The organism is Sporolactobacillus sp. BBK16-2 (assembly GCF_059878335.1).
This window is the reverse complement of the sequence record NZ_CM187611.1, coordinates 2,483,566-2,496,420: the sequence shown is the minus strand read 5'-3', so window position 1 is coordinate 2,496,420 and position 12,855 is coordinate 2,483,566. Positions and strand designations below refer to the sequence as shown.

Annotated in this window: 11 protein-coding genes; 6 read left to right on the top strand and 5 right to left on the bottom strand. The window is 42.5% G+C overall.

Annotated features, from left to right (window positions below):
- Positions 1–67: 67 nt before the first annotated feature.
- Positions 68–916 carry a MurR/RpiR family transcriptional regulator gene (locus tag AC6F33_RS12425; RefSeq protein ID WP_255745967.1) on the bottom strand — a complete coding sequence of 283 codons (849 nt, stop codon included), beginning with the start codon at positions 914–916 and terminating at the stop codon, positions 68–70.
- Between the two features lie 182 nt (positions 917–1,098).
- On the opposite strand from AC6F33_RS12425, the gene AC6F33_RS12420 reads away from it, so the two are divergent.
- Positions 1,099–1,671 (top strand): LOG family protein, encoded by a 573-nt coding sequence (locus AC6F33_RS12420; RefSeq protein ID WP_500777178.1) that lies wholly within the window; start codon positions 1,099–1,101, stop codon positions 1,669–1,671.
- Positions 1,672–1,733: 62 nt separating this feature from the next.
- Here AC6F33_RS12420 and pflA read toward each other — a convergent pair whose 3' ends face one another.
- Positions 1,734–2,495, bottom strand: coding sequence for a pyruvate formate-lyase-activating protein (gene pflA, locus AC6F33_RS12415; RefSeq protein WP_500777177.1), 762 nt, complete (start codon positions 2,493–2,495; stop codon positions 1,734–1,736).
- A gap of 32 nt (positions 2,496–2,527) precedes the next feature.
- Complete coding sequence (gene pflB, locus AC6F33_RS12410; RefSeq protein ID WP_500777176.1) at positions 2,528–4,783, bottom strand: formate C-acetyltransferase; 2,256 nt, start codon at positions 4,781–4,783, stop codon at positions 2,528–2,530.
- Positions 4,784–5,025: 242 nt separating this feature from the next.
- On the opposite strand from pflB, the gene AC6F33_RS12405 reads away from it, so the two are divergent.
- Both AC6F33_RS12405 and AC6F33_RS12400 read left to right on the top strand, forming a co-directional pair.
- Positions 5,026–5,343 carry a TFIIB-type zinc ribbon-containing protein gene (locus AC6F33_RS12405; RefSeq protein ID WP_255745962.1) on the top strand — a complete coding sequence of 106 codons (318 nt, stop codon included), beginning with the start codon at positions 5,026–5,028 and terminating at the stop codon, positions 5,341–5,343.
- Between the two features lie 112 nt (positions 5,344–5,455).
- The gene (locus AC6F33_RS12400) at positions 5,456–6,166 is read left to right on the top strand and encodes a type 1 glutamine amidotransferase (protein WP_255745961.1); all 711 of its coding nucleotides are present in this window, start codon (positions 5,456–5,458) and stop codon (positions 6,164–6,166) included.
- Here the strand turns inward: AC6F33_RS12400 and AC6F33_RS12395 are convergent.
- Both AC6F33_RS12395 and AC6F33_RS12390 read right to left on the bottom strand, forming a co-directional pair.
- On the bottom strand, positions 6,160–6,987 hold the full coding sequence (locus tag AC6F33_RS12395; protein WP_255745960.1) for a Cof-type HAD-IIB family hydrolase: 828 nt from the start codon (positions 6,985–6,987) through the stop codon (positions 6,160–6,162). The genes AC6F33_RS12400 and AC6F33_RS12395 overlap by 7 nt on opposite strands.
- Before the next feature lie 36 nt (positions 6,988–7,023).
- Positions 7,024–7,797, bottom strand: coding sequence for a DeoR/GlpR family DNA-binding transcription regulator (locus AC6F33_RS12390; protein WP_255745958.1), 774 nt, complete (start codon positions 7,795–7,797; stop codon positions 7,024–7,026).
- 339 nt (positions 7,798–8,136) lie between these two features.
- On the opposite strand from AC6F33_RS12390, the gene AC6F33_RS12385 reads away from it, so the two are divergent.
- The 3 genes from AC6F33_RS12385 to AC6F33_RS12375 all read left to right on the top strand — a co-directional run bounded on the left by AC6F33_RS12385 (position 8,137) and on the right by AC6F33_RS12375 (position 12,855).
- Positions 8,137–10,989 carry a sigma-54-dependent transcriptional regulator gene (locus AC6F33_RS12385; protein WP_500777175.1) on the top strand — a complete coding sequence of 951 codons (2,853 nt, stop codon included), beginning with the start codon at positions 8,137–8,139 and terminating at the stop codon, positions 10,987–10,989.
- 207 nt (positions 10,990–11,196) lie between these two features.
- Positions 11,197–11,694 (top strand): PTS sugar transporter subunit IIB, encoded by a 498-nt coding sequence (locus tag AC6F33_RS12380; RefSeq protein WP_500777174.1) that lies wholly within the window; start codon positions 11,197–11,199, stop codon positions 11,692–11,694.
- Between the two features lie 189 nt (positions 11,695–11,883).
- Positions 11,884–12,855 carry a mannose/fructose/sorbose PTS transporter subunit IIA gene (locus AC6F33_RS12375; protein ID WP_255745953.1) on the top strand — a complete coding sequence of 324 codons (972 nt, stop codon included), beginning with the start codon at positions 11,884–11,886 and terminating at the stop codon, positions 12,853–12,855.

Sequence of the window (12,855 nt, the reverse complement as noted above, 5' to 3'; positions counted from 1 at the left end):
AGTCAATATAAATTAGAAAAAAAGTGAAATAAACTTTCAAACAATGTAAAAAAATATAACATTGAGGTCACCTGCGAAATCTGATAATGGCTTCACGGGCCTCCTTATATTGATTCACAAGCCGTTCGCTTGATAAGTGAAAAACACTCAGATAGAGTGCTCCGATTATATTCAGTTGGGTCATCGTGGAAGCAATGCTCCCAATACGGAAATCCTGCTCGACAGGCGGTGTGCACAATTGAATATCTGAAACTTTAAATAAGGGAGAATGGTCGGCGTTAGTAATAGCTATAACACTTGCACCTTTATTTTTTGTGAGTTGTGCAAGCTGAAGCACATCCTTCGTTTTTCCAGACATGCTGACAGCTACAAAAACGGAAGAAGAGGTAAGAAATGGGGTTGTTGCTGCGACTTGATGGAAATCTGAAATCATCGTTGACTGATATCCAAGACGAGAAAATTTGTAACTTCCATCCATTGCTGCAATTGACGAACCTCCAACACCATAAAAAATAATTCGATCAGCCGTTTTCAGACGAGTGACTGCTTTTTCAAAATTCTTACGGTCAAGTGACAGTAAAATGGATTCAATGGCTTGCTTGTTCAATTGTGTAACCTTGCAAAAAAGATCGTATGGAGCATCCGCTTTTTGAAGGCTTGAGAAATCTGTGAGATCTTCCCTTGAGACAGTAAGCTCCTTGGCAAGCTCTAATTTAAAAGTCTTGAAGTTTGCAGCACCAATTGATTTGCAAAAGCGAACGACGCTTGCCTCACTAACATTCGCTTTGATGGAAAGGTCCTTTGAAGTCATACTTGGTACTAGTTCAGGATATTGTGCGATGTAGCGGCCAACGCTTTTTTCGGCTTCTGATAAATGATCTAATCTGTTTTTTATTTGTTGTAATAATGTGCTCAAACAATCGTCCTCCAACGGATTTGCATTTGTCTATTCATCATATTTTCTTAATCATATTATTGATTTAGACGTGTTGCAAGAAACTTAGAGTGAATGAGTATTGATTCTTAATTGTGCATAAGCCCATCTTTCATTATGATATAGTGAACGTATATCATTTTTATAGTAGAAGGTGAACCCAAATGAAAAAAATAGCAATCTACTGCGGGGCAAGCAAGGGGACAAATCCTGTTTATGAAAAAAATGCGGTGAAACTGGCAAAGTGGATTGCCGATAATGGTTATGAACTTGTGTACGGCGGTGGAAAAGTTGGACTGATGGGCATTGTGGCCGATACGGTGCTGGAAAACGGTGGCAACGTGATCGGTGTAATTCCGCAATTTCTTGTGGATCGGGAAATTGCTCATGATCGTCTGAATCAGCTTATTGTGACTCATGACATGGATGAACGAAAGAAAAAAATGATGGATCTGGCTGATTGTTGTATCGCGCTTCCCGGCGGACCTGGAACACTTGAGGAGATTTCCGAGGCAGTTTCTTGGGCAAGGGTAGGGGAGAATGATTCTCCGTGCATCTTTTTCAATGTGAATGGTTATTACGATCTGATGCAGCGCTTTTTTGATCAGATGGTCGAAGAAGGTTTTCTGTCACAAGCGGATCGTTCAAAAGTACTCATTACGGATTCGATTGAAAAGATTCATTCATTTATAGCTGATTACGTTCCGCCGAAAATTAGGCAGTACACGAAACAGTGAAAATGTATGCAATAAAAAATGACCTTGCGGAACATTCTGCAAGGTCATTATTATTTTACTGGTCACTGAGGCATGGCAACGAGTTGTTTTGTCATGTTCTGTTGAATTAATTGCGCGGCACGTGTCACTTCTGCATCTGTTGGCGATTCAATGCCTTTGAGCGGATAGTCGATTCCCATTGCTTCCCATTTATAGACGCCCAATTGATGGTAGGGCAAGATTTCCACGCGCTCCACATTCTGCAATGTGTTGATAAACGTTCCGAGCTCTGTCAGATCCTCTTCGGAGTCGGTAATCGTTGGTACGAGCACATGCCGAATCCATACCGGAATCCGCTTTTCAGATAACAAACGGGCAAATGCCAAGATATGTTCGTTCGGCTGTCCGGTCAGCCATTTATGACGTTCGGAGTTTATCTCTTTGATATCAAGCAGCACGAGATCAGTGTATTTAGCTAGCTCATCGAACTTTTTATGAAAGAACGGAGCATCGACATAACAGCATCCGGATGTATCGAGCGCCGTGTGCACACCGATTGCTTTGCACGCCTTAAACAATTCAGTGAGGAACGGAATTTGAAGCATGGCTTCGCCTCCGCTGACGGTAATTCCTCCACCCGATGATTGAATAAACGGCAAGTAATCCTTCAGCTCATTAATGATTTCATCAACACATATTTGTTTGCCGGTGCCGATCGCTCGTGTATCGACATTATGACAATATTTGCATCGGAGCGGACATCCTTGGGTAAAAACGACAAACCGAATGCCGGGTCCGTCAACCGTACCGAACGATTCAATGGAGTGAATAGAGCCAAGAACCATGTACGGCACCTCCTTTCTTAAACAGGAACTGATCAGATCGACTTGTGGAAGGTCCGGTGAAGGACTTCCAATTGTTGTTCACGAGTCAGTTTAATAAAGTTGACCGCATATCCTGAAACGCGGATCGTCAGCTGAGGATATTTTTCAGGATGATCCATGGCATCAATCAGTGTTTCGCGGTTAAACACATTGATATTAATGTGATGACCCCCTTTGACTGCATATCCGTCTAGCATAGCGTCAAGGTTTGCTTCACGAGCGACATCATCTTTTCCAAGTGCTTGCGGCACAATGGAGAATGTGTTTGAAATGCCGTCAAGTGAGTAGCGGTAAGGCAGTTTTGCAACGGATGACAGGGAGGCAAGGGCGCCTTTGCTGTCACGTCCGTGCATCGGGTTCGCTCCTGGAGCAAATGCTTCGCCGCGTAAGCGTCCATCCGGAGTGCTGCCGGTTTTCTTGCCGTAAACGACATTTGATGTGATCGTAAGAATTGATAAGGTTGGAACAGAATCACGGTATGTGCCCACTTTTCTTAATTTATTCATGAAGCGTTCAACGAGATCCACAGCAATTGTATCAACACGATCATCGTTGTTGCCGTATTTAGGGAAATCTCCTTCAATGTTAAAGCCGACTGCCAAGCCGTCTTCATCGCGCTGTACGTGAACTTTTGCATATTTGATCGCACTAAGTGAATCTGCCGCAACACTGAGACCGGCGATACCTGTCGCCATCGTGCGCAGAATATGGGTATCGTGCAGGGCCATTTCGCTTCGTTCATAGGAATACTTGTCATGCATGAAGTGAATAACGTTCAGTGTATTGATATAAAGTTCCGAAAGCCAATCCATCATACGATCAAATTTTTGCATCACTTCATCGTAATCCAATACATCACTTGTAATCGGTGCGAGAGCAGGCGCTACCTGCACTTTTTTGATTTCATCAACGCCGCCGTTAATCGAATAGAGCAGTGTTTTTGCCAAATTGGCACGAGCACCGAAGAATTGCATTTGTTTCCCGATACGCATTGCCGATACGCAGCAGGCAATGCCATAATCATCGCCGTATTGTACGCGCATCAAATCATCATTTTCATACTGAATGGCACTTGTCTTGATTGATATTTTCGCACAATATTCTTTGAATTGCTTAGGCAGCTGCTTTGACCAAAGTACAGTCAGGTTTGGTTCCGGAGCAGGTCCGAGATTCTCCAGTGTATGAAGGAATCGGAATGAATTCTTCGTCACGAGTGTGCGCCCGTCAACCGACATGCCGCCAATTGATTCGGTAACCCAGGTCGGGTCGCCACTGAACAGTTCGTTATACTCAGGCGTACGGGCGAACTTAACGAGACGCAGCTTCATGACAAAGTGGTCAACCAGTTCTTGTGCCTCTTCTTCAGTAAGCACATCATTTGCAAGATCACGTTCAATGTAAATGTCAAGAAATGATGACGTTCTGCCTAGGCTCATTGCTGCGCCATTTTGTTCTTTAACAGCAGCCAGATAGCCGAAATACAGCCACTGGAATGCTTCACGTGCATTTGCTGCAGGTTTAGAAATATCAAACCCGTAGCTTGCAGCCATTTTCTTAATATCCTGCAACGCACGAATTTGTTCCGTCAGTTCCTCACGCAGACGAATGACTTCTTCACTCATTTTACCGCCAGTGCTTTGTTTATCAATTTTCTTTTGTTCAATCAGAAAATCAATGCCGTACAGAGCGATGCGGCGATAATCACCGATAATACGCCCACGGCCATAGGCATCCGGAAGTCCGGTGATAATACCGACATGGCGAGCCAACTTCATTTCGTCCGTGTATGCGTCGAAAACACCTTGATTATGCGTTTTTCTGTATTCGGTAAAGACATGATTTACTTCATCATTTAACTTATATCCATAAGATTCACAGGCTTGCTTCGCCATACGAATGCCGCCGAAAGGCATCAGCGCACGTTTGAACGGTGCGTCGGTCTGCACGCCAACGATTTTCTCCAACTGTTTGTTTAAGTATCCTGGTTGATGAGAGGTGATCGTTGAAACAATTTCGGTGTCCATGTCCAGAACACCACCATTTTTCCGTTCCTGTTCGGAAAGCTCCATTACCTGTTTCCATAGAAGTTCTGTATTCTTTGTTGGTCTTGCCAGAAAAGATTCATCATTTTTATATGCATGTATATTTTTCATGATGAAATCGCGTACATCAATCTCATTTTTCCAAATACCTTCAACAAATCCGTCCCACGCAGATCCGTACTTGCTTTCTTCTACTACTGCTTCCATGCCGTTCATCTCCTCATTTAAATGGTCGACTAATTGAACATATTATCCTTGAGCACATGTTAATTATATAATAACAGATGTAAACGCTTACACATTAGTTATGACTTTTTTGTTAACATTTATTCAAAAGATCGTGTCGATTCGGTGACTTAAATGAGGGCACGCAAAGAAGAAGTTTAGTGAGCGCGTTTTAATCAGATGTTTGATAAAATAATGATGAAGCCTAAAAGAGGAGTGAAGCCATGTTTTGTCCGGTATGCGATGATGTCCGCATGAAAGAAGTTGAAAAAGACGGTGTGCTGATAGACACTTGCCCAAATTGCAAAGGTGTTTGGCTGGATCGAGGAGAGTTAGATAAATTATCCACTCGAGTGAAGGAAGTACGTCGTCCATTCAATGACTGGTACGAACAAGATGATGACGAAAAGAAACAGAAAAGCTACAGAGACCGTGACTATAAGGAAGATTCATATTATGATAAGAGAAAAGGCAGAGATTATGAGCCGCGCAGAAAGAAAAAGAAATCAGTGATGGATATGCTCGGGGATCTTTTCGATTGACGTAAGATTATTTAAGTCCGGAAAGGGGAGAACGAACTCCTTTTCGGACTTTGTCGTATTTTCAACACGCGATCGCGTGCACAAATCGTATCGTAATGAGAGGATGGGCAAGATGCGTGTACATTTTTTTCAGCATGTTTCGTTTGAGAAACCGGGATTTATTTCTGAATGGTGCAGGCAGCGCCACTATGAATTGACAGGAACCTGTTTTTATGAAAATAACTTTGTCGAGCCTGATTTTGAAAAAATCGACTTGCTGATTGTTATGGGGGGACCCATGAATTGTGACGACGAACAGGTCTATCCGTGGCTTAAGCGAGAAAAGGAATGGACCAAAACAGCGATTCAGAAGAATATTCCTGTTTTGGGCATTTGTCTTGGCGCGCAACTTCTGGCCGAATGTCTCGGGGCGAATGTTTATCCTGGAAAAGAAAAAGAGATCGGCTGGTTTCCGATCTCGCTTGTGAATAAGCCGGAGCTGCCATTTTTAGGCATGCCCAAGCAGATAATAGTCTTTCATTGGCACGGAGATACCTTCGATCTTCCGCAAGGAGCGTCGCATGCGGCCTTCAGCAAAGGCTGCCGAAATCAGGCGTTTCTATACGGCAAACGGGTGGTGGGTCTGCAATTTCATTTGGAAGTTGGCGAGGAAAACATTCGTGAAATTATTGAACATTCGCGCAATGAACTGGTTGCCGGAAAGTATATCCAGGGGATTCCAGACTTATGCGGCCGATTCGGATTGATTCAGCAGAATAAATCGATCTTGTTTGACTTCTTGGATCGCTGGATGAATCAGCTTGCAAACGAATCGATTCAATAATTCAATGTAAGCACGCCTAATCGCTCAAGGGCAGCTTTAATACCGTCTTGATCATTAGAGAGCGTCACAAAATCAGCCGATCCTTTTACCTGTTCCGGGGCATTACCCATCGCTACACCGATCCCAGCGAATCGAAGCATGGGTACATCATTAAAGTTATCGCCAAAGGCGAGTGTATGTTCTTGAGCTATATGATAACGAATCATTATTTCGCGCATCGCGTTTGCCTTACTGACATCTTTTGCCATGATTTCCAGATAGGTCGGTTTTGATTTATAAAATACGGCATCAATAGTTGCTTCAGAAAGAACAGTCTGTAATTGGTCAATATCTTCCGGATCACCCATACACAATAGTTTATGAATCGGCGGCAGACTTTCCGGTACCTGATCTTGGAATGCATAAGTAGATGAAGGGGTGCGTGCAATGGCCTCTTCTTGAGCGATCCAAGCATCCGTTTTCTCTGGGACAAGCCATCGATTGAAACTGTATGCAGAAAAACTAATTTTAGGGAAACGGTTACAAATCTGCTGATAGACAAACTGTACACTTTGCGGATTCATTGTGACAGAGAGCAAAGGCTCACTTGAAGTATCATTCTGATCGACGATAAGCGCCCCGCTGTAACAAATAATTGGGTCAAGCGAGCCGAGCTGTCGTTGTAAGGGAATAATTCCGCTCGGCATTCGCGCTGAAATGAGAATAAAGGGAATGTCTTGGCTTGCACATTGTTTAATTGCCTGGACGGTTTTCTTCGTAATGACATGCTCTGAATTGATCAACGTACCATCGATATCACTGAAAATCAACTGAATCGGCATATAAATCCACTCCCTTTGAAAATAAATAAACGCCTTTCATTTTGTTTCATCGGTGAGAATGAGATGAACGCCTTGCGCTTCTAGTGAAGTTTGAAATCGTTCGGTAAGTGCACGATCGGTAATCAGAACATCTGCATGACTCCAATCGAATGCTTTAAATCTGCTTTTCTGATTGAATTTTTTATGATCTGTAAGGATAACCATCTGATTGGAATGCTCTGATATGATCCTGCTGATCCAGGCATCTTCTTCATCCTCATAATAGACCCCGTCATCGGCGACCGCCGCCGCCCCGAGAAATGCTGCATCAAAGTGGATACTCTCCATTTGCTTCATACTTTCCGCAGAAAAGAAGAATCGATTTTCGAGATTTAGCTTCCCGCCAAACACATGAACTGCTGCGCCTTCTTTCTGAGATGACAATTCAGCAACATCCAGCGATTGTGTAAAGACGTGAATGGGCATATCAATCTGACGCACCATACAGGAAATGGTTGTTGAAGCATTGAAAAAATAATAGCCATTAGGCTTCAGAAAGGTGAGCGCTTTTTTCCCTATGCGCATTTTGATGTCGGAATAGGCCTGCAAACGATCGCGGTACGCTAATATTTTGTTTTGAAAATCCTGTAGAGCGATGCCCCCGTGCGTTCGGATTGCGGCGCCTTGCTCTGTGAGCTTGACAATATCACGACGAGCCGTGTCACGTGAGACATTGTAAAGCCGGCAGATATCTGCCACAGATAGGCTGCGTGCTTCTTGCAGATTATCGAGGATTGCTGACAGTCGTTCTTCTTGATAAATGATACTCATCTCCTTTCTTTTTTTAGCATTCGTTTGTCTTCTTGTTCCGGTAATCAATACATTTGTGCATTATCCATGTTTTTACGTATAAAAGTTAAGAGAGATGTGCCCGTGATCGAAAATACAGGATTATAGTTAAATGGTATCCTTTTATAAGTAATTATAAGTAAAAATAATAAAATTACAAGTAGTTACAAGTAAATGAATGTGCTATGCAAAGGTTAATAAAAGGATACATACAGGATAGCTGATCATATTAAAAATCCTGTAGTTTAGACAATGAACTCGCTTACATTTGTGACTTGTGATACACTAGCGATACACAATTTAATAAAAAGGAGGGCAATAATGACTCGGCGTGAAAAAGTCTTAACTTATTTAGAAAAGTTTGCACTTGGTACGGCTCACGGTGTGACAACCAGCGAAATATCCGAAGCGATTGGTGTGCTTCGCCCGAATGTCAGCAAGGAGTTAAATCTGCTTGTCAGAGAGGGAAGGGTGAAGAAGACAAATGGTCGACCCGTTCACTATTTCGTGGATCATGCAGTCGGTAAACACAAAATAAAGATGCAGCAGAAACCCAACATCGGGTTTGCTGGGAATGCTCGTATCATTGATCATAACCTTGAAAAGGAAGATACTGCGAATAAGAACGAAACGGATGTTTTTGAGCACATGATCGGCAGCCGCGACAGCCTGAAGAATCAAGTCGAACAGGCCAAGGCAGCATTGCTTTATCCGCCGCACGGACTGAATACACTGATCATTGGACCAACGGGATCCGGTAAGACGTATTTTGCTCATAAAATGTACCGTTTTGCTTTGGATAAAGAGATCATTTCCCAAAAGGGATTTACCACATTTAATTGTGCGGATTATGCACACAATCCGCAGTTGTTGATGTCGCATCTGTTTGGCTACGTCAAGGGAGCTTTTACCGGCGCTAACGCTGATAAGGATGGTCTGATTCAGGAAGCAGACGGCGGAATGCTTTTTCTTGATGAAGTACATCGTCTGCCGCCTGAAGGGCAAGAAATGATTTTTTATTTTATGGATCATGGGACATACAGCCGTTTAGGTGAAACTGCCAAAATTCATCATGCGGACGTCCGGCTTGTTTATGCAACAACTGAAGACCCGAAAAGCTCATTATTGCAGACTTTTGTGCGTCGAATCCCTATCATCATTCAGCTGCCGGATTTCAACCAAAGAAGCGCACGTGAACGATTGCAACTATTAGAGCAATTATTAACGCTTGAAGCGAATCGGATTCATAAAAATATTCGTTTAAGCGAAGATGTTGTTCAAGCTTTGCTGGGAAGTGTAACCTACGGTAATGTTGGGCAGTTGAAATCTAATATTCAATTAGTGTGTGCCCAAGGCTTTCTGAACAGCATGCAAAATAAAAATGAAATAACCCTGCTTTTTAGCCGCTTGCCGCCTAATATCAAAGACGGACTTTCCAACTTGGCTAACAATCGGCAAGAATTGGGGAATCTGAGTCGATTGCTCGAACCGACGATGGTGATCAAGCCCGATGCAAAGCGCGGTCTTCCGGATAGTGACAGTTACGAATTGCCGTATAATTTGTATGAAATCATAGGCGATAAAGCTGCGCTGTTAAAAGACGAAGGATTGGATCAAGCGGCGATCAATAACTTCATTATGACCGATATCAATTTGCATTTGAAATCTTTTTATCGTCAGGGAAAGTTGGATAAAACAGTCAGTAGTCTGAATGAGATCGTTGATCAAGAAATTATTGATTTAACCATGCAGATCCAGCAGATGCTTCAGGAAAGAGAGAATTATCCAGCCAGGGATAATTTCATTTATGCGATGAGTTTACACATCAGTTCTTTTATTAAACGGGTTCAGTCAGGGAAACCGTTGCGAACTATTTCAGCAGATTTGATTTCAATGGTCCATGACTATCCAGATGAGCTCAAACTCGCTGAACGCGTTAAAGAGTTGATTGAGGATCATTATCATTTTCCTATACCTGAATCTGAAGTTTATTACATGGCCATTCTTTTGGTATCTTTAAAATCAGAACCTAAAACCGGAAAAGTTGGCATTGTTGTGGCAGCACATGGTAACAGTACTGCATCCTCAATGGTGCAAGTTGTTTCACAACTGCTGTCTGTCGACAACATCGCCGCATATGATATGCCGCTGGAAATGAGTCCTAAAATCGCATTGGATGGCATTGCCGCGCAAGTTAAAACGATCGATCAGGGCAACGGTGTTTTACTCTTGGTCGATATGGGGTCTCTTAGTACATTTAGCAGCAAACTGACAGAGAAAACAGATGTTCATGTCAAAACGATCGATATGGTCACTACAGCGATGGTGCTTGAAGCAGCTCGTAAAACAGCACTGATCGATAGTGACCTTGAAACGGTATACCGAGAATTACGTGAATTTGACGGCTATTCACGAACGATCGAAAAGGGCCATCAAAAGAAAAATAATGTTCAGAAAAGATCAGATCGAAGAGAGAAGGCTATTATTGCGATTTGTTCGACTGGTGAAGGGACAGCCAGCAAAATTAAGGACCTGTTGGATAAAATATTAGTTGACAACTTGATTGACGATATCACAGTGATCACAGTTTCAGTTGTGACTATGAAAGAACAAATTGCAAAGATCCAGCAAAACTATCTAATCGTAGCCACGACTGGCGTTGTGAAACCCCAAGTTGCTGCTCCATTTGTATCATTAGAGAATTTATTGCAGGGTGGCGGAGAGAGTTTTGTCAGCCTGGTTGAAGAAATAAACAATCATGCAGCAGATGAAGCAGAGGCTCTGGATGATTCGGAATTATTAACGGAAGAAATGAGTCAGAACTATTTGGAACAGTACTTTACATTCATTAATCCTGCGAAAATTGTGAAAATATTGTGGGACTATTGCAATTTTATTCAGTTGAGAAGTGAGTTTAAAATGTCCAATGCGTTCAAAATTAGTTTGATCATGCATATGGCAGGAGCGATTGAACGTTATTTAATACGCTCAGAAATGAGTGTTGATGAGCAAAGACTATCGAGCATCAAAATGGAAAAAATGTATCCGATCGTTAAACAAGCGAATGAGGTTCTGCGTGAAACACTTAATATTAATCTTTCAGATGCAGAAGTGTTTTATATCGTCGAATTATTTAATACAGAAAAAGAAAAAAATGATACACAAAATAATTGATACACAATTTAAATGTGTCAATTATTTTTTTGCTTTGGAAAAAAGCCTATGATAGCAACCCCTTTATGTGATACACAAAAAGTGGCATGTAAATTGCTTATACTGTTGTGTATGCATTCGTGGTCATGAATGTGGATTGTATACTCGGCAGAGGTGGGGGAGTGATCGTAGGTATTTTAGTCACACGAGAAATGATGGTGGATTGTCATGACGATGGATGTTCGTTTATTACGTATTGATAGTCGTTTGTTACATGGGCAAGTGACTACGAATTGGGCAAAAGCCATCAACGTTAATCGCATCTTAGTAGTGTCGGATCGTGTGGCATGCGATCGGACACGCAAGACACTGATTGTACACGCTGCACCTCCTGGGATCAGGACGCATGTCCTCACATTGGAGAAGATGGTAAGACTGTATCATGATCCGCGTTTTGGCGTTTTAAAGCCTATGATTCTGGTTGAAAACGCAGTTGACGCAAGATATATTGTCGAAGGCGGCATAAAGGTTGACTCTATCAATATTGGTGCAATTAGTTTTGACAACACGCGCGTCATGGTTACCGATGCGATTGCTGTTAGTGCAGCCGATGTAGAGGCTTTCAAGTGGTTTCACAATCATGGGATTAAGCTTGATGTCCGCAAGGTTTCCAATGATAGCTCGAAAAATCTTTGGAAGTCGCTTTCCGAAAAAGGTTTGGTGTAGAATAAATCATTTTTACATTTTCTGATTTACCTTATTGTGTCCTTCCCTATTCATGAAGGGGGGTGAGATGCGTCTCAGCACTGCAAATCGATCAGTTTATTGTTTTAAATTAATGAAAGCGATAACAGAGCTGGATGCGTGAGTAATGTGCAAAAGTAACAAAATTTATAAAGTAGGAGGTATAAAAGAATGGTAGGTATTATTCTGGCAAGCCACGGCAATTTTGCTGAAGGCATTTTCCAATCCGGCTCAATGATTTTTGGAGAGCAGGAGAATGTCAAAACGGTTACCTTAATGCCCAACGAAGGCCCTAATGACGTTAAGGCAAAAATGAAAAAAGCAATTGCATCATTAAATGATCAAGAAGAAGTACTGTTTTTAGTCGACCTTTGGGGCGGGACACCTTTTAATCAAGTCAACAGCTTGTTTGAAGAACACAAAGACAAATGGGCGATTGTTGCGGGTATGAACTTGCCGATGTTGATTGAGGCCTATGCTTCACGCTTATCCATGAACACCGCGCGTGAAGTCGCTGCGCATATTTCACGTACAGCTAAAGAAGGGGTCAAAATCAGACCTGAAGAATTAGAACCGGCAAAGGCAACTGGTGCAGCTCCTGCACAGCAGACAAAGAAAGGCATTCCCGGTAAATTTAAATACGTGCTGGCACGTGTCGACTCTCGTTTACTTCACGGTCAGGTCGCAACTGCTTGGGCTAAAACGACTCAACCGACACGGATTATTGTTGTATCCGATGCGGTAGCTCAGGATGATTTGCGAAAGAAATTGATCCAACAAGCTGCTCCGCCAGGCGTGAAAGCACACGTCGTTCCTGTCAGCCAAATGATCAAAATTGCGAAAGATGATCAACATTTCGGCGGTGAACGCGCGCTGCTTCTTTTCGAAAATCCTCAGGACGTGGTGAGAGCGGTTAAGGGCGGCGTTTCATTGACGACCATCAATGTGGGTTCTATGGCCCACTCACCGGGTAAAGTTCAACCGAACAAGGTGCTTGCCTTTAGCCAAGATGATATTGATGCTTTCGCTCAGTTAAAAGAAGCCGGTTTAAAATTCGATGTGCGCAAAGTGCCAAACGATTCAAAAGGTGACATGAACGAAATTCTCAGGAAAGCGCAAGAGGAATTAAACAGATTAAGATAA